Origin of the sequence: Spirillospora sp. NPDC127506, from assembly GCF_040302145.1 — a bacterium.
GTDB lineage: Bacteria > Actinomycetota > Actinomycetes > Streptosporangiales > Streptosporangiaceae > Spirillospora.
This window is the reverse complement of record NZ_JBEORG010000005.1, coordinates 25,178-41,503: the sequence shown is the minus strand read 5'-3', so window position 1 is coordinate 41,503 and position 16,326 is coordinate 25,178. Positions and strand designations below refer to the sequence as shown.

The 16,326-nt window shown below is 71.6% G+C and carries 15 protein-coding genes and 1 pseudogene; 6 read left to right on the top strand and 10 right to left on the bottom strand.

The window, feature by feature from the left end; all coding sequences use genetic code 11:
- Positions 1–63: 63 nt before the first annotated feature.
- Entirely contained in the window at positions 64–1,002 is a 939-nt protein-coding gene (locus ABTW95_RS07375) for an aldo/keto reductase (protein ID WP_500225501.1), read from the bottom strand.
- Positions 1,003–1,179: 177 nt separating this feature from the next.
- Here ABTW95_RS07375 and ABTW95_RS07370 point away from each other — a divergent pair, with 177 nt between their 5' ends.
- Entirely contained in the window at positions 1,180–1,965 is a 786-nt protein-coding gene (locus ABTW95_RS07370) for a hypothetical protein (RefSeq protein WP_500225499.1), read from the top strand.
- Between the two features lie 198 nt (positions 1,966–2,163).
- On the opposite strand, the gene ABTW95_RS07365 is transcribed toward ABTW95_RS07370, so the two are convergent.
- From ABTW95_RS07365 to ABTW95_RS07355, 3 genes and pseudogenes are all read right to left on the bottom strand, one after another.
- Complete coding sequence (locus ABTW95_RS07365) at positions 2,164–2,781, bottom strand: hypothetical protein (protein ID WP_396447892.1); 618 nt, start codon at positions 2,779–2,781, stop codon at positions 2,164–2,166.
- A gap of 1,300 nt (positions 2,782–4,081) precedes the next feature.
- Complete coding sequence (locus tag ABTW95_RS07360) at positions 4,082–5,038, bottom strand: hypothetical protein (RefSeq protein ID WP_396447894.1); 957 nt, start codon at positions 5,036–5,038, stop codon at positions 4,082–4,084.
- A gap of 83 nt (positions 5,039–5,121) precedes the next feature.
- Positions 5,122–5,199, bottom strand: a pseudogene (locus tag ABTW95_RS07355) (hypothetical protein); the annotation flags it as partial.
- Positions 5,200–5,494: 295 nt separating this feature from the next.
- On the opposite strand from ABTW95_RS07355, the gene ABTW95_RS07350 reads away from it, so the two are divergent.
- Positions 5,495–6,508, top strand: a complete 1,014-nt coding sequence (locus ABTW95_RS07350; RefSeq protein ID WP_500225498.1) for a class II glutamine amidotransferase — start codon at positions 5,495–5,497, stop codon at positions 6,506–6,508.
- A gap of 500 nt (positions 6,509–7,008) precedes the next feature.
- Positions 7,009–7,221: a helix-turn-helix domain-containing protein gene (locus tag ABTW95_RS07345; protein ID WP_176196825.1), complete on the top strand. Its 213-nt coding sequence runs from the start codon at positions 7,009–7,011 to the stop codon at positions 7,219–7,221.
- Positions 7,222–7,304: 83 nt separating this feature from the next.
- Here ABTW95_RS07345 and ABTW95_RS07340 read toward each other — a convergent pair whose 3' ends face one another.
- The 3 genes from ABTW95_RS07340 to ABTW95_RS07330 all read right to left on the bottom strand — a co-directional run bounded on the left by ABTW95_RS07340 (position 7,305) and on the right by ABTW95_RS07330 (position 10,379).
- Entirely contained in the window at positions 7,305–8,582 is a 1,278-nt protein-coding gene (locus tag ABTW95_RS07340; protein ID WP_500225496.1) for a DUF2786 domain-containing protein, read from the bottom strand.
- Positions 8,583–8,693: 111 nt separating this feature from the next.
- Complete coding sequence (locus tag ABTW95_RS07335) at positions 8,694–8,960, bottom strand: hypothetical protein (protein ID WP_396447897.1); 267 nt, start codon at positions 8,958–8,960, stop codon at positions 8,694–8,696.
- Positions 8,961–9,281: 321 nt separating this feature from the next.
- Positions 9,282–10,379: a winged helix DNA-binding domain-containing protein gene (locus ABTW95_RS07330; RefSeq protein WP_500225494.1), complete on the bottom strand. Its 1,098-nt coding sequence runs from the start codon at positions 10,377–10,379 to the stop codon at positions 9,282–9,284.
- 214 nt (positions 10,380–10,593) lie between these two features.
- Here ABTW95_RS07330 and ABTW95_RS07325 point away from each other — a divergent pair, with 214 nt between their 5' ends.
- From ABTW95_RS07325 to ABTW95_RS07315, 3 genes are all read left to right on the top strand, one after another.
- Entirely contained in the window at positions 10,594–11,358 is a 765-nt protein-coding gene (locus ABTW95_RS07325; RefSeq protein WP_500225492.1) for a siderophore-interacting protein, read from the top strand.
- Between the two features lie 147 nt (positions 11,359–11,505).
- Positions 11,506–11,976: a hypothetical protein gene (locus tag ABTW95_RS07320; RefSeq protein WP_500225490.1), complete on the top strand. Its 471-nt coding sequence runs from the start codon at positions 11,506–11,508 to the stop codon at positions 11,974–11,976.
- Between the two features lie 596 nt (positions 11,977–12,572).
- Entirely contained in the window at positions 12,573–13,238 is a 666-nt protein-coding gene (locus tag ABTW95_RS07315; RefSeq protein WP_396447900.1) for a hypothetical protein, read from the top strand.
- 377 nt (positions 13,239–13,615) lie between these two features.
- Here the strand turns inward: ABTW95_RS07315 and ABTW95_RS07310 are convergent, their stop codons facing one another.
- The 3 genes from ABTW95_RS07310 to ABTW95_RS07300 form a co-directional block, all read right to left on the bottom strand.
- Positions 13,616–14,554, bottom strand: a complete 939-nt coding sequence (locus ABTW95_RS07310; RefSeq protein WP_500225489.1) for a TIGR03621 family F420-dependent LLM class oxidoreductase — start codon at positions 14,552–14,554, stop codon at positions 13,616–13,618.
- A gap of 136 nt (positions 14,555–14,690) precedes the next feature.
- Positions 14,691–15,239 (bottom strand): GNAT family N-acetyltransferase, encoded by a 549-nt coding sequence (locus ABTW95_RS07305; RefSeq protein ID WP_396447930.1) that lies wholly within the window; start codon positions 15,237–15,239, stop codon positions 14,691–14,693.
- On the bottom strand, positions 15,239–16,303 hold the full coding sequence (locus ABTW95_RS07300) for a phosphotransferase family protein (RefSeq protein ID WP_396447902.1): 1,065 nt from the start codon (positions 16,301–16,303) through the stop codon (positions 15,239–15,241). Before ABTW95_RS07300 ends, ABTW95_RS07305 begins: the two co-directional genes overlap by 1 nt.
- Positions 16,304–16,326 lie beyond the last annotated feature (23 nt).

Genomic DNA, 16,326 nt, shown 5'->3' with positions numbered 1-16,326 from the left:
ATCCGATCATGGTGGGGCTGGTCAATCGTGCCATGAGGCGGAGGCTGCTCGGCGAACGTGCGCCTACGTCCAGGGCAGTGCGCTCCGTTCGGCCCAGTAGCCCTCCGGTGGGACGCTCAGCTCCGACAGCGCCCGTAGCCGACGCTCGTCGAAAACCACGTTCAACGCCGCGAGGTTCGATTCCAGTTGCGCGGGGCTGACCGCGCCGATGAGGACGACGTCCGCCCAAGGCCGGCTGAGGGCGGCCGCCAATGCGAGCGCGTCCGGCCGCACATCGTTCTCGGACGCGATGCTCCGCACGGCCGGGGGCGGATCGACGGCGAGCCTCCCGTTGGCCAGCACCTCCTTGAGCAGGACGCGCAGTCCAGCGTCATGCGCTTCGCGCAGGGCATCCTCGGCTGACGTCTCCAGAATGTTCCACGTTGATTGGACGGTGTTGAAAAGCCTCTGGCCGGAGACGTGCAACGCCATCGCCCGGCGGATGGTGTCAGCCTGCCTTGGACCCGAGGTCGAGAAGCCCACGCGGACGCCCTCGGCGCTCAGCTCGGCCATCGCCTCCTGTAGGCGGAGATCCTGGAAGAGCGGGCTGTCTCCGGTCAGCGAGTGAACCTGATAGACGGATAGATGCCCGTCCAGCAACCCGCGGCTTTCCCTGTACTGGGAGCGGTACCGGTCAAGGCTGTGCTCCTTGACCTCGTGCACCGCGGCGTCGGTCTTCCAGTCGCCGACGTAGGTGTAGCCCCACTTACTGGACACCGTCATATCATCGGGCCGGCGTGAGTTGAGCCAGCCTGCCAGGAACTCCTCGGCCCTGCCGTAGGAGCGTGCCGCGTCCACCCATCGGATACCCGCCTCGTAGGCCCTGTCGAGGACGGTCCAGGTGGCGTCCCGCATCATTTCCACGCTCCGGCCGGGCGGCAGTTCACCGGCCCGGCCGACGTTGATGTACGCGGGCCGCCCCAGTGCCGCGAGGCCGATTCCCAGGCGGTCAATAGGCTTCATGCCGTCCAGCCTCGCATGCCGGACCCCGCACTCGAACCATGGGCCAATTGCCCGAACTGCCCGAATAAGCGAGCCCCCTTTCCGGTTATCCACAGAATCGCATTCTGCTACCGCTGGGGGACTGCGTCAGGGAGGCTGTGCGGCGTCAATCCCAATCGCGGCACGAAAGGCACGGCAATGCCTGCGCAGATCAACCGCACGCAGTACGGAGCCAATCAGTTCGCCGAACACCTGGGGCTCACCCGGTGGCAGTTGCGCGTGGGGCTGGAGCACGGGATCCTTCCGGGCCCGGACCTGAACGGCGAGCGGTGGTCCGCCGACCTGGCCGACGACTCCCGGGAGGCGGGCAAGGAGGTCATCGCCAGATTCGGCGAAGAACCGCCGATCGGCTCGGCGCGCGCCGCCGCCAGGCTCGCCGCCCGCGTCAGCCTCGACGTGGAGCGGCGGGACATCGAAGTCCTCGTCGCCGAGGGCGCCCTCACCGTCGTCAGCAGCTTCCGCGGCCACCCGGTCTACCTCGTGCGCGACCTGGACCGGCTCGACCCGGAGACCGTGCGGACGGTGGTCGCCGCCAGAAAGGGTCCGCTCACCGGCACCGTCGACGCCGGCGGAGCGGTGACCATCCTCGGGTGGCCGCGCCGGACGTTCGACCGGATCGCCTCGGAGCGCGGGCTCAAGGCCGACCAGCTCGGCCGCTACGCCCTCTCCGACGTCCAGGCGCTCCGAACGGACGAGGCCCTGGCGAAGGAGGTCGCGGAGGAGAAACGCAGCCTGACCCTGGCCAGGACGCGCCGATCCGAGGAGCACGCCGAGGACGTCATCCGCGCCTGGGTCCTGCGCTGCTCGGCCTATGTGGACGGCGACGCCGACCAGCCCCCGGACCTCGGCCCCCTCAGCCGCGCACTCCGAACCCTCGACACGGCCAGGACCGAGATCAACGCACAGGACCAGCCCGCCGCCTGACCACCGCCTGCCTTCGAAGGCGTTGCGGGCGGCCGTCCGCCGGGCGATCCAGCGTTTGCGGCCCGCCTGGCGTCTCGGCTCGTCGCCGCCGCCGGACGCCTTGGACGCGGCCTGCCCTGGGAGAGCGATCGGCCGTCGCCGGGTTCGGAGCCTTTTCTGTCGTGTCCCGTCTGTCGTGTCCCGGGTGGTGCTTCGTCGTCAGGGGCGCCGGGGTGAGGAGCGGCGTCTAGAGGGCTTCTTGGTCTCCCGGTGCCGTGCGAGGGCGGCGAGGAGGCGGTCGCGGGCCTCGACTCGGGAGAGCGCCGGGACGCGGTCGGGCAGGCCGGAGGCGAGCCCGGGAGGGGCGTCGACCAGGCCGTTGTCGTCGATGGTGGCCGTGTCTCCCGACCATGGGCCGAGGAGGATCGCGGATACGCCGCCCGGGTGCCGGGCGAGAAGCGCGTGGATCCTGTCGGCCTCCTGCGTGCAGTCGGCCACGAGCAGAAGTCGGCGCGCCTGCGTGACACCGGTGTTCTCGCGGATGGCGAGTTCCGTTTCGAGGTAGGCGAGCGCCGCGTCGAGGTTGCCGGGGATGAAGAGCCCGTCCGTGTCGTCGTCGAGCAGTTCGTCCTCGGCCAGGCCGAACAGGACTGTGGCGTCCGGACGCGGAACGACGACCAGGGAGTCGTCGCCGTGCTCGTCGAGAGCGGTCAGGGCGAGCACGCGCGCGGTGGAGACGGCGCCGGAGCCCGACAGGCCCGTGGCCCGGAGGGCGAACGGGTCGAGGACGGGACGGTAGCCGAAGCCCGCCGGCGCTTCGTCCTCCTCATCGGGCACTGGAAGGGCGGCCGTGCCGGCGGTCGCGACGGCGTAGAGGCGGTGCCGGAAGGGGTAGCAGATCGCCGCCGCGGCGGGGATGAGCAGACTCAGCAGCAGGACCGGCTGCAGTGTGGGAGGACGCGACTCCGCTTCGGCCGACTGGTCCCGGGTGGGAGTCGGCTTCGGTGTGGACGGCGTCGGGCGAAAAGTGCTCTTTCGGGGTGGGGACGGAGGTTCAGCGCTCGCAGGATCCGGCAGCGCCGGTCGCGGACTGTGCTCTTCGGACGGTACGGGCGAGGAACGCCCGTGTTCGATCTCGGAGTTCCAGGTGTGCCGGTGCGGCCGGCGGGAGAATTCCCGGTCGCGCCCTGACCTTCTGCGAGACCTCTCGTACATCGAGCGCCATGCCTCCTTGCACTTGTGCGCGGTGTACCAGTCGCCGACGCTCATCGCCTGGCGGCAGGTCGGCGACTGGGACCTGCGCGGCTCCGGTTCGTTTTGAGCGGCGGCGTCCGATGGCGGAGCCGCGCCTATGGAGATGGCGCCGGCCATCGCGGTACAGCCCAGGACTCCGCCGGTGCAGCGGAGCCAGCCGCCGAGCAGTACGGCCAGCCTGGGATGTGCCAGAAAACGGTTCATCTTCGCCCCGGGGGATCGCGTCGGTCACCGTGTGAGTGCCGATCGTAGTCAATTCGGCTACGGAGCGTTGAACATTGGCCACACTCGCTTCAATGGCCTTCACCGTCCTGCGTCATCGCCGGAACAGCCGAAATGGGCGGTACGTCCCGCTTGAACCGAGATGTAGGCGGCCTGGCGAACACTGGGAACGGCGCGTGGGCACGCGCGGAGAGAATTCGCGACACGCCTGCTGATAGGCACTTTCCGAAGAGTCGGTTCGCAGGCTCCAGGCACGGACCCAGTGCGCAGCTTCATAACGACGGTCGTGGCTGAGAAGTAGCACTGCGGCACAGTGCGGGTGACCGCACGGTGCCATAAATCTCACTCGGCGTTACCGGTCTCCTTGGGCGACGCGAAGTTTTCCGAAGCGCGCGCTCGGTCGCACGGTCCGGTTGCTAGCGCTCTACAGGCCGGAGAATCGACCGAGCGATTCGCGATGCGGCGCCGAAGAGCTCGCAGAACGCCGCCGACCTGCACCTCCGGCCGCGTGGTCGGTGCATTGCGCCGCCCGTCCATCGACGTGGCATCGAGTTCTGCGACCGGCTGGGGCGCCGCCGCTGGGTGGCGGAGCGAACATCGCAGCCCCCCTCATCCACCACCGTCGTCCAAATGAGCAGACCCCGAAGAGGGGTCGTTGGAGTTAGGCGGCGAGGTGGGGGTCCGCGGGGGCCTTTAGGACGTCGTACATGCCCATGGGGAGGGTGTCGCCCCAGAGCCAGTCGTTGACCGTGCCGTCGAAGTCGGCGGGCGGGCTCAAGGCGATGAGGCGGGAGGCCAAGGACGAGAGGGTGACCTGGAAGGGGGCCGGCGGGGTCAGGTGGACGCGGCGGGTGGTGCCCCAGAAGTCGTTGAAGTCGCGGTGGGAGAGGCCGAGGGTGGCGGAGACCGTGCGGGTGCGGGCGGCCGGGCCGGTGGCGAGCCAGGTCCAGTGGTCGGTCAGGAGGCGCCGGGCGGCGGTCCGGAGGACGTTCAGGGCGGCCAGGTCGTGCGGGCAGGCGACGTCGGTGATCTGCAGCTCAGGCAGGCCGAAGCGGCGGAGGCCGCGGGTGCGCAGGCGGACGCATGCGCAGCCGTTGACGCCCTCCGGGTCGAGGTCGGGGTCGGCGGCCGTGCAGCGGCCGTTGGCGCGGAACGGGGGCAGGACGTCGCCGAGCCAGCGGTCGGCCAGGACGAAGCGCGTCCGCTCGGTGGCGGCCGCCGTCAGGACGTGGCCCGTGACGAGGTCGGCGGTGATGCCGCCGGTGGCCTTGGCGATGGTGTGCGCGGCGGCGCGGGCGACCTGGACGCCGCGGGGCTGGTCGGTGACCGGTGCGAAGGCCGTGACGACGGCGAACTCCGTCGCGCTGTTGAAGGTGCGGGCGGCCTGCAGGTCTTCGGGGCCGGCCGCGCGGACGTCACCCGGGTTCCAGCGCAGCGTGGTGAGGTCTTCTCGCGCGACCTGCAGCTGGGGTGAGCCGAGCCGTCCGGTGATGTGGGCGTGGTAGGGGCCCGATGCGGTCCGGCGCAGGAGGGCGCCGAGGTCGCGCGGGATGCTCTCGGCGGCCACGGCGAACCGCGAGGTCGTGGTGGACGGGACGGAGTACGTGATCGTGGCCATGGGCTGCTCCTTCCGGACGGGACCTGGCCAGCATGCGCGGCCGTCCGGACCCGAAGCAGTAGAACGGGGTTCTGGGGATAACTTCACCCGAGGCGTGCCGCGCCCGGAGTACGGCCGAAGCGCTCGCGGAAGACGCGTGTGAAGTGGGCCCGACTGGCGAACCCGGTCTCGGTGAACGGCCCGTACTAACGGCCCGTACTAGCGGTCGTCGGTGGAGACGTGCGGCAGGTGCACCTCCGGCAGGGCGTCCGGCTTCCGCGAGTTCCGGATCGGCGTCAGGTTCTTCCAAAACTCGGTGGCCGCGTCCTCGGGCATGGCATCCTCCAGCATGGCACCGGTTCGTTGACCAGCAGTGAACCGCGCGGGGACGGGGCCGCCTTCTCTCTGCCGGACGTCCGGGTGCGCCTGTCGGGGACACCGCGAGTTCGCCGGACGTCGGCTGCGACGTTCGGTAAAATGTTCGTCACCCGCAGTAAAAGTCATCGGAGAGGTAACCAGATGTGCCGACTTTTCGGTATGAGCACGGGCGGCCCGCGGGTCAGGGCGGCGCACTGGCTGCTGGACGCGCCCCGGAGCCTGCGCGCGCAGAGTCACCGGATGCAGCACGGCGCGGGTCTCGGCTGGTTCTCCCTCGGCGGTGAACCCGTCCGCGACCGGGCGCCCCTGGCCGCCTTCGAGAACGCGGACTTCGACCTGCACGCCCGCAACGTCCCGTCCCACACGTTCGTGGGGCACGTTCGCGACGCTTCCGTAGGCGGGCTGACAGTGCACAACTGCCACCCTTTCGTGATGAGCGACCGGCTGTTCGCCCACAACGGCGTGGTGAAGGGCCTCGACATCCTCCGGACGTGGCTGACGGACGTCGAGCGCGCCCACGTCTCGGGGGAGACCGACTCGGAGCTGGTCTTCGCCTACCTGACCGCGGAGATCCGGCGCCGCGGCGACACGACCACCGGGATCATCGAGGCGGTGCGCCGCATCGGCGCGGAGCTCCCCGTCTTCGCGCTCAACCTGCTCATCGCGGAGGCCGGACGCCTCTGGGCGCTGCGCTATCCGGACAGCAACGAACTGTGGGTGCTGTCCCCGGGGCAGGGCGGCGCGGCCGATCCCGGCGCCCAGGACGCCGTGCCCGCCGTCGTCATCGCCAGCGAGCCGATGGACGACCGGCCCGGCTGGCGGCTCCTCGACCCCGGCGAACTCCTGGTCGTCGACGGGCTCGCCGAGACGTCGCTCTTCCCGTTCGAGCCCCTGCGGCATCCGCTGCGCCGCTCCGACCTCTCCCTCCGCGAAGCCGCCTCCCAGGCCACCGCGGCCGCCCTCACGACGGACGCCGTGGCGGCTGCGCCGAGCCCCGCCGATCCCGTTCCGGCCGGCCCCGCCGGTCCCCCCGCGGGTCCCGCGGTCCTGACCGGCCCGGTCCTGGCCGCCCCCGGCCCGGTCGTCCCGACCGGCCCGCTCGGCGGACGCTAGGCGGGTTCACGGTTCGTCCCGATCCCATCAACCCCAGCCTGGGGTGCCTCATCGACTCCAGCCCCCTCGTCGGCCGCCGCCTGGAGCCCGGGGTGGTGTCGCGGGGACGGGGTCCGGCTGCGGTCCGGTCGGTTGACCGCAGCTGTCTGGGAGCGGTGGCGGCCGGGGGACGGCTTCGGGCTTCTTCGCCTGCGCCCTGTCCGCCTGGTGAGGCGGCGGACGGGGCGGGAGCAGGTGGGTTGTGGAAAAAGATCGGGTTCCGGTCTGGGGGTCGGTGCGGGGGGCGGCCGTGCGGATCGGGCGGTCGACGGCGGTCCGAGGGACGTCTGTCTAGTTCCGACACGCCGTTCACCACGGATAAGACCAGCTCTGGCCGAATTCGCGGTGATTCGCGCGGCATCGACGGCGTAATCAGGGGGAATGTGTACGTTGGGGAGATCAACACTGCTGTGAGCTGCGGGGACGGGCCCCGCGGCGCAGCCTTGGAACAGGAGGTCCCCGTGGCACGCACACTGTCGAGGGGCACCCGGGTCACCGGTGCCGAACGCACGCAGCTCGCCGCCGAGCTCGCTCCGCGCTACGCGGCGGGCGAGAGCATCCGCGACCTGGCCGCCGAGACCGGCCGGTCGTACGGGTTCATCTACAACGTCCTGAAGGAGGCGGGCGTGCCGCTGCGCGGCCGGGGCGGCAACACCCGGCGCAAGAAGGCCTGACCCGCTCCCGCGACCAGCACGGACCAGAAAGAAGCAAGCACATGACCGGACGTCCCCCTCGCCCCCCGGGGGGACCCCGTGCGCTACGGACGGCGGAACGCCCCGGTGATCTCGGAGCGCCCGTTCAGGCTGGCCAGGTCCGCGGCCGCCCGCCCGGCCACCCAGCCCTCGTAATTGGACACCGAACCCGCCCGTCCCTTGGCGAGGTTCGGGAACATCGCGTCGACGGCCTGTTCGACGGCCCGGTCGCGCGCCGCCAGCACGGGAAGCAGATCCTTCCCGCCGGCGTCCGCGGCCGCCCTGTCCGCGGCCTCGCGCAGCCGCTCACCGATGCGGGCGGCGTAGGCGTTGAGGAAGGCGTGGCGGAACGACCGCGTCCTTGACCGCCCTCGCGCGTCCCGTCGCGGACCCGCGTGCACCACGGCGGACGTCGCCTGGACGAGCAGCGACGTGAACAGCATCTCCGCAGCGGCCAGGTCGGCCGGAAACCCCATCACCGTGGAGAAGCCCAGCTCACGGTGCCATATCGCCCTGCACCGGTTCGCGTCGGCCACGACCGTCAGCAGGACCGCCTTCGGCGCGTCGTACGGGCTGTCCACCGCGATGCGCCGCCCGGCGGGCCCGGCGGTGTCGCCGCTCTCCGCGGCCGGCAGCGCATGGTCGATGCTGTGCCGCGCCATCAACTCCTGGGCGCGGGCGCTCAGCGCCTCCGCCTCATCGGGGAACTCGGTCGACTCCGCTTTGGCGAGCAGCGCCCTGACCTTGCCCAGCATTCGCTGATCGACGTCTTGAGACCTCGCGTGGGTCTCCCGATCGAACGTTCCGTCGGACATGCCTGGAGCCGGGGTCAGGTGGGGGAGTCTCGGGAGACCTTCCAGGAGGTGGATCAGTTCGAGCGCCGTTGTGATGTACGCCGTGCGGTCGACGCCTTCGCGCACGCACCATTCGGACGGATGTGAGGCGTCGTCCGTCCACCAGACGGTCGCCTGGAGGGTGGCGAGCTGCTCATGCCAGCGGTCGTCCACGGTGGTGGGGGAGTAGGCGCGCATTTCGCCGGCGATCGCGTCCGCGGCCAGGCGCGCGTGCCGGGCGGTGCGGCGGCGGGTCGCGTAGCGGGTCACGTCGGCCGGCTGCCAACCGCGGGCCCACGCCGTGGAGACGGCTCGGCGCAGGCGCGCGGCGAGGCACCGGTCGACGGTCGGCGTCCAATGCCCCGGACGGTCTGCCAGCCCTGCCGCGAGACGGCCGAAGGCCGCGCCGTCATTGAGGGAAAGGGCCCGCAGCGCTTCGGCGATCAGCGCGGCGGCGATGTCCCCGGGACGATCGGCCGGCCCGGCATGGCGTCGCCACGACTTCCGCACCACCGCTCCCGCCGTCCGGCGTCAAAGGTCACGAAGCATCCTGCCACCCGGGGACGTCCGCGGCATGCGAAGGCCCCGGCCGTCAAGACCGGGGCCGCCTGAGGGACGCGGTCACGAGCCGTCGGCGCCCCGCATCTCCTCGACCACGACGCTCTGGTACGCGCGGGACGTGTCGGGGACGTAGCTGAGCCGCGCGAGGGCCTTGCCGTCGTGATCCCTGATCTCGAAGTGGTACCCCTCGCCCGCCTCGCCGACGTGGGCCACGGCCTGGTCGTGCCGGAGGCGGCACATCGTGTCGATCTTCTCCAGCGCCACCTTCAGGCTCCCCGCGTCGCTGATGAGCCGGGCCGGCTCACTCGTCTCCCAGATCTCGAACATTGGTCGCGTCCTGTCGGCGGTCGGTCAGTAGGAACGGGCGGGGCATTCCGGACGTCGGCCACAGCTTGCGCCCATTTGATGGATCTTTCAACCAACGAATGTATCAGATTGATCACTATTCGAAGTTGTCCACGCTCACAGCGTCATGTCCGCATGTGGCGGCGGGCCGGTGCTTCCGCGGGCCGCGCCGCGATCGATAGGGTCGGCCGCGCAGAACCGAACGAGATTCGGAAGGGGACGGCGTGCAGTACCGGGTGGTGTCCAGATCCTCAAGAAGGAGCTCCGCGCCCCCTACTGGGAAGGGCTCGGCCGTGCCATCGCCTAAGAGGACTCGACGCTGACGACGGTCTCCTTGGCCGCCGGTTCCAGGAACCGCAGGAGCGCCTCGCCTTCGGCGGTCAGCTCGTCCACGGCCGCTCGGGGGAGGGGCTCGAACGGACGCATCCGCAGTGCGGCGACCTTGCGCTTGTACTCGGTCTCCCAGATGCCCCGGGCGAAGCCGTCCCAGAGGAAGACGGCGCGGACGCGCAGGTTCTTGGTGGTGAGCATGGGCCGGTGGGCGTCGGCGATGACCCGCCGGCGGTCGGCGTGCGCCAGGACCAGGCTGTCGAACTCGGGCAGGAACCGCGCTGGGGCCGGAACGTCCTCGCCGGGCCGCGGGGCGTCCGGCAGGTCGAACAGCTCCCGGCCCTTGTCGTCGGTGAAGACGCGCAGGCCGGGCCGCAGGCGTTCCAGAGCCTCGCCGGTGGAGGCCAGCCCGGACCACGTCTGGGCGTCCGCCGCCGACGCCGGCCCGTAGGCCGCCAGATACCGGAGCACCAGTTCGTCGACGGCCTCATCGGCCGCGGGCTCCTCGCCGAGCCAGGTGCCGGCCGGCGTGAACTGCGGCGTGCGAGGGAAGCTCCACCTGTCTTGCGTGGGCACCATGACCAGCGGCACGCACAGGCGGACGGCGTAGCCGAGGGCGCGGTCGTTGACGTCCGGGAACCGCTCCTGCAACTGCGCACGCACCTCGTTGAACGTCAGCGGCCCCCCGTTGAGCAAGGAACGCGCCGCCGGGACGACCTTCTCCAGGTCCAGCCCTTTGGCGCGGTCGCCCAGGACGCGCAAAGCGCCGTGCAGCATCGGCTGCATCGCCGTGCGGAACGCCGTGTAGTCGGCGGCCGTCATCAGGTGCAGCGTGGCCCGCATCATCGTGGCGCGGACGATCGACCGGTCGTGCAGCGCGGCGTGCAGGTCGGACGCTTGGAAACCGTCGACCCGCGTCCACAGCCCCAGGAACGGCGGCTTCGGCTCTTGCGCCTGCATGCCGAAGAGCAGCTGCACCGCCTCACCGACAGGGAGCTTCTGCCGGGCGAGCAGCATCTGCCGCGCCAGCGTGGCGCGGTTGAGGGCCTGAAGGCTGAGCGTTTCGGTCATCCGTCCAGGATGCCGCCGACCACCGACAATCCCCAACGCCGCACCCCGGTCCACGGCTCCGCAGCGAAGCCCGTATCCCCGCCCGTCGCCGCCGGTCCGCACCCTCGGAGGTCCGGCTCGGGCGGAGTGGGGCGTATCCCTGGCGCGCGGAGGAAAGGCGATATATCTTGATCGGCGACCAACGAGATATATCTCAACAATGGGAGGAGTGGGCGTGTCCGCAGGGGAGGGCGCCGCGGTGCGCGGTGTGCGGCGGCGGCTGGTCGATCGGATGTTCGTGCGCGGCCGGATCGAGGACGTGCGGCCGGCGCCGGGGCGGATGCGGTGGATCCGCGTCGGCGGCGTGCCCGGGCTGGACTGGACGCCCGGCCAGCAGGTCCGCGTCCACGTGGCCGACATCACTGCCCTCCGGACGTGGATCAGCGGGGCCGTCCGCGACGCGCTGCGCACCTACTCGGTGTGGGACTACGACCGGGCCGCCGGTGTCATGCAGCTGTGCGTCATGGATCACGAGGGGGATGGGCCCGGCGCCCGGTGGGCGCGCAGCGCCAGGCCGGGGCAGGAGATCGTTTTCGGTGGGCCGGAGGGGCGGTTCGGGTTGCGTCCGGGCGCCTACCACCTGTTCGCCGGGGAGGAGACGGCCTCGGTCCCGTTCGCCGCGATGCTCCGCGCCGCAGAGCCGGACGTTCCCGTGCACGGTGTGATCGAAGTCTCCCGACCGGAGGACGGGCTGCCGCTCCCGAGGAGCGGGGAGCTGACGTGGCGCCACCGCGGGGACGCCTCCGCGGCCGGGTCGGAGGCGCTCGTGGACGCCGTGCGGGCGCTGGAACTGCCCGCGGAACCGGGAATCGCCTACGTAGCCGGGGAGGCGCGCACCGTGCAGGCCGTCCGGGCGCATCTGGTCCGCGAACGGGGGTGGCCGCGCGCATCCGTGCTGGTCAAGCCGTTCTGGACGCCCGGCAAGCGCGGCATGGAGTGACCCGGAACGATCGACGGACGCGGGGGTTACGGGGTGAGAATTCTTGAAATGCACGTGCATCAGCCCTTGCACCTGCACGCCATCCCTAGCAGGATGATCCCCGGACCCCCGCACGTGAACTCCCCGGAGATCGCGATGAACGCACACTTGAGCGACAGTGACCGACAGGCGCTGCGGCTGGCCCAGGATCTCCGCGAGGAGATGCGGGCGGCGCTCCCGCAGCTGCCGGCCCCTTCGGTCTCCCCGTTCGTCGACCAGTCCGGGATGCCGAGCGTCCTGCTGAAGATGGACGCCGAGACCGCCCACGCGCTCATGGCCCTGCTGGCCGAGCGCCGTGCGGAGCGGGGCGGCGTTCCCGGGCCCGAGCCCCGCCGAGTCGACGGCTCCCACGTACCGCCGACCGCGACCCAGGCCGTCCCGGCGGCGCAGGGTCCGATCGTCGCGGCGGCCGGCCCGTACGGCGGGCCCGCCTACGGGAGCGCCGAGTACGCGAGCCCCGGATACCCGGAGGCGGGCTACGCGGAGGCCCCGTTCGTCCCGCAGCAGCCGGGCGCCCCGGTCTTCAGCGGCGGCACCGGGCCGACCCCCCTCGTGCCGACGGTCTACCCGACGCACTGACGAGGCTTTACCTTCCGCAGGGCGTCAGATGGAATGCCCGTTGGGGTAGAGGTGTTCTTTACGCTGTCGTGGTGATGCCAAGAGACCTCCGGTCCGGCGCTCCGCGGTCCTGAGCCCGGCCTCGGGTGGGCACCCGAGAAAATGATCTACCTGGGCAAAGGTAAAGAAAACCCGAGTTTGGCGAAAGCACGGCAAAGCCGTATATAGTCAAGCTCAGGTCGGGTCAAAGTGCCCTTGACCTGGCCAATCACATAACCGTCGCCTCCCGCCCGCCAGGCGGGATCCTCAAGCCGAACAGCGGCCGTACCATGCACCGGCCGCACCGGGCCGAGCCTGTGAGCCCCCGGTCGGCATCCCTTCCGCTTCATTGAAGCCCGTGCCTCACGCACGCCCGAGAACGGTCGTGCGGAGCTGAGCGCGGGCGCGGTCCGCCATGCCCGTGGACCGTTCCAAGCGGATCCTTCACCGCGACGGCATCTCCCGAGTCCCGAGTCTCGGAGCCGCTCACCCCTGCCCGGAAACGGCGCATCGCCACCGGGGGGAGCAGCGCGCCATCAGCGCGAGCGGCAGCCCTGTACCCCGAACGAAGGAAATCCATGCAGCAGCGAGCGATCAACGTCGTCCTGACCGGCGTCACCGGCACCGCCCTCGCGGGCATGCTCGTGGCCGGCGTCGCAGCCGCCAGCGATGACTCCGCTCCGGAAAAGCAGTTCCTGTCGCAGCAGGCCGTCGCCTCGCAGGAGCACAAGACCTCCCCGCACGGGACCCTGAAGAACGGCGAGAGCGCGGCGAAGGCCGGCTCGAAGGCCGGCGAGAAGTCCGAGAAGGCCGGCAAGTCCGACGTCAAGCGCGCGAAGAAGGACCCGAAGGTCCTGCTCAGCGGCAAGACCACCGCGTCCTACTTCTGGGACGACGGGTCGGGCGTGAACGGCGACACCGGCGCCCCCGCGGGCGGCAAGCCCATGCAGAAGGGGCTGTTCGCCAGCCCGAGCTGGCCCATGCACACCAAGGTGAAGGTCAGCTACCACGGCCGCACCGTCACCGGGTTCATCGGTGACCGCGGGCCGGGCGAGCCGTCCCACCGGGGCGTCATGCTCGACCTGGACACCTACACCTTCCGCTACCTGCTCGACGGCGGGAAGCCGAAGAGCAAGTACAACGCCGGCACGGGCGAGGGCCACCTGAAGAACGTCAAGTGGGAGGTCCTCTCCTGGGGCCACGGCGCCGGCAAGAAGGGGAAGCCCCGCCCCTTCGGCTCCTGACCCATCCGTCCCGAGGCCCGCACGCGAGCCGGTTCACCGCGGCTCTTGCGGACTCGCACAGACCCGGCACAGGGCTGCCGGTGCATGGGAAACGGGGATCCCCCGGTATCGCGAGATCACCGGGGGATCCCCGTTCTCAGCTCTCCGGCCCCCTCCCGCACCGGCTCCCTGGACGGCGTCTCGCTCATGGTCCGCAGCGAGCGCCGACCCCGCCACCCCGGCAAGATCCCGTTTCCATTGAATGAAACGGGTTCCTTATGGTGGGGATCTTCGTCGACACCTTGGAAGTCGGCACCTGGGAAGGGGACCGCCTCACGGAGGCGGAGCTGAGCCCCGCCGTGGACGCCGGTTTCGCCGACCCCGCCCAAGGCCGCCGGCTAGGCGGCCAGCAGCGGGATGACCGGGGCGAACTCCTCCATGCACGCGTCCGGGACCTGATAGTAGGTGAAGCCGTAGCGGTCGCGGCGGGCGAGCATCTGCTCGGCGATGTGCTCGGGCGGGCCGACGAACTGGGACGGCATGTCCAGGACGAGGCCGGCCGCCGACGTCCCCCAGCCGCGCGTCACCGCGACCCGCGCGGCCGCCTTCCGGGGGTCGGGGCCGAACGCGGGCGTCACCATCATGCTCAGCTCGATGTCCCGTTCTCCGGCGGCCTCCCGCACCAGGTCGACCTTGCGGGCGATGGTGTCCGGCAGCCGCTCGGTGATCTCGTCGGAGATCGCCCCTTCGGGGAGTGCGCGGGGGAGGACGCCGACGGTGTCGGCGAGGCGCCCCGCGATGCCGAGCATGCGCCTGCTGCCGGCGCCGACGACGAGCGGCGGACGCCGGGCGGGGCGCGGGAAGACCGTCAGGCCGTCGATGCGGTAGTGCTCCCCGGCGAACACGGTCTTCTCGCCGTCCAGGAGGCTCCGCAGGATGCGCAGGGACTCCTCCAGGCGGCCGACCCGCGTCCCGGCCGCGTCGAAGGGCATCCCGGCGGCCTCGTACTCCGCGCGCAGCCAGCCGGCGCCGAGGCCCAGCTCGAACCGCCCGCCCGACAGGTGGTCGAGGGTGGCGGCCTCCTTGGCGAGCATCACCGGGTGCCGGTAGTCGTTGGCGAGGACCATCGTGCCCAGCCGCAGGGTGCGCGTGGCGGCCGCGGCGGACGCCAGCGCCACCATCGGGGCGAGCTGGTCGCCGAAGGGCTCGGCGACGAAGTGGTCCCGCAGCGTCAGAACGTCATATCCGAGTTCCTCGGCGCGGCGGGCGGTCCCGGCCAGGCCGGAGCCCGACCGGATCGACTCGCCCACGACGCCGAAGCGAAAGTCGTCCGGCATGGTCCGAGCGTGCCCGGGCACCGGGCGGGCGCGCTGGCGGAAATCCGACGTCAGTGTCGACCGGCGGAACGAGGCGAGCGGCTCGGTCGCCGTCCGTGCGGCGTAAGGGCGTCACCGACTGCCCCGTTCGCGCCGGTCACTCCCCAGGCTGCGTCCCGCGGCCCGGATTTTCAACCTCGGCGGGCTTCACCTGCTGCGACAGCAGCTGCCCCGGCCAGTCGCCGACCGTGAACTCCGCCGCCGGCTCGAACCCGTGGCGGCGGTAGTAGTCGACGAGCCGCCGGTCGTCGCCGCGGTAGCAGTCGACGCGCAGCAGTGAGGCGCCCTTCGCCCGGGCCTCGTCCTTCGCCTTGGCGATGAGCGCGCCGCCCACCCCGCGCCCGGCGAACGCGCGGTCGGTCACCAGCAGCGTGATGTAGAGCTCCGGCTCGTCGACCGGGTCGACGTAGCGCGGCGGGCGGGACGCCACGGCCATGGCCCCGGCGGGACGCCCGTCCGCCTCGGCCACCCAGATCTCGTCGTCGCGGGCGATGCCGGTGATCCGCTCCACCTTGCGCGGATCGGCCGACCAGGGCTCGCGGCCCCACTGCCCGGTCCGGCCGTGCGCCGCGAGCCACGCGACCGCGCCGTCCAGCATCGCGAGCATCAGCGGCGCGTCGCCGGGGCCGCCCCCGCGGATCTCCATCACGACCCGATGAACCCGTGGGCGCGCTGGAACAGGCCCAGAGTGATCGCGTGCAGCAGGTCGCCGGTCTCCTTCGGAGCCTTCCCGGCGAACGCGCGCGCGTGCGTGCCCTCCAGGACGATCCCGAGCTTGAAGCAGGCGAGCACCGCGTACCAGGTGATGGACGACAGGTCGCGGCCCGCGACGGCGTCCTCCCGCTCGGCATAGGCCGCGACGAGCTCGTCCGCCGGCGGCAGGCCGCCCGCCGCGCCCAGCGGACCGGCCAGCGCGGTGCTCCGATTGTCGCGGTCGGGCCAGGTGGCCAGCAGCCAGCCGAGGTCCAGCAGCGGGTCGCCGATCGTGCACATCTCCCAGTCGACGATCGCGGCGACCTCGGGGCCGTGGAAGGAGTACATCAGGTTGGCCAGGTGGTAGTCGCCGTGCAGGATTCCCGGCCGCCACACCTTGGGGCGGTTGTCCTCCAGCCAGCGGGCGACGTCGTCCAGGCCGGGGATGTCGGGGCCGGGATAGCCGTCCAGGGCGCTGTAGGAGTCCAGCTCGGACATCCAGCGGCCCACCTGCCGCTCCAGGAAGCCCTCCGGCTTGCCGAAGTCGCCCAGCCCGGCGGCCTCGTGGTCGACCGCGCCCAGGGCCGACAGCGCGCGGGCCGCGTTCAGGCCCATCTCGCGCCGGACCGACGCGTCGCCGGCGTGCAGGTCCGGGAGCGTGACCGTGGCGTTGAAGCCCTCGACCGGCGTCATCAGGTAGAAGACCGCGCCGCCGAGCACCGACTCGTCCGGGCAGGCCGCGATGAGGCGCGGCGCCGGGACGTCGGTGCCGTCGAGCGCCGCCAGCACCCGGGCCTCGCGGCGCAGCACGTCGTTCGTCCTCGCGCGCAAGTGGGCCGGCCCGCGCCGCAGCACGTAGTCGCGGCCGCCCCGGCGGAACCGGATCAGCGTGTTCTGCGTGCCGCCCGCGAGCGGCGCGACGTCCTCGAACGGGCCGACCGGCAGGCCCCGGCCGTCCATCCACCCGCCGAGGACGCCGAAGTCCACGAGGTCGCGGTCGATCTGCTCAGGCTGCACGGCGGGTCCCTTTCCGGCGCAAG

Excerpts from the sequence above, each read along its gene's own strand:
- ABTW95_RS07350 (WP_500225498.1), top strand. The coding sequence starts at position 5,495 with ATGTTCGTCACCCGCAGTAAAAGTCATCGGAGAGGTAACCAGATGTGC.
- ABTW95_RS07335 (WP_396447897.1), bottom strand. The coding sequence starts at position 8,960 with ATGTTCGAGATCTGGGAGACGAGTGAGCCGGCCCGGCTCATCAGCGAC.
- ABTW95_RS07330 (WP_500225494.1), bottom strand. The coding sequence starts at position 10,379 with ATGACCGAAACGCTCAGCCTTCAGGCCCTCAACCGCGCCACGCTGGCG.
- ABTW95_RS07360 (WP_396447894.1), bottom strand. The coding sequence starts at position 5,038 with ATGGCCACGATCACGTACTCCGTCCCGTCCACCACGACCTCGCGGTTC.
- ABTW95_RS07370 (WP_500225499.1), top strand. The coding sequence starts at position 1,180 with ATGCCTGCGCAGATCAACCGCACGCAGTACGGAGCCAATCAGTTCGCC.
- ABTW95_RS07310 (WP_500225489.1), bottom strand. The coding sequence starts at position 14,554 with ATGCCGGACGACTTTCGCTTCGGCGTCGTGGGCGAGTCGATCCGGTCG.
- ABTW95_RS07305 (WP_396447930.1), bottom strand. The coding sequence starts at position 15,239 with ATGGAGATCCGCGGGGGCGGCCCCGGCGACGCGCCGCTGATGCTCGCG.
- ABTW95_RS07315 (WP_396447900.1), top strand. The coding sequence starts at position 12,573 with ATGCAGCAGCGAGCGATCAACGTCGTCCTGACCGGCGTCACCGGCACC.
- ABTW95_RS07375 (WP_500225501.1), bottom strand. The coding sequence starts at position 1,002 with ATGAAGCCTATTGACCGCCTGGGAATCGGCCTCGCGGCACTGGGGCGG.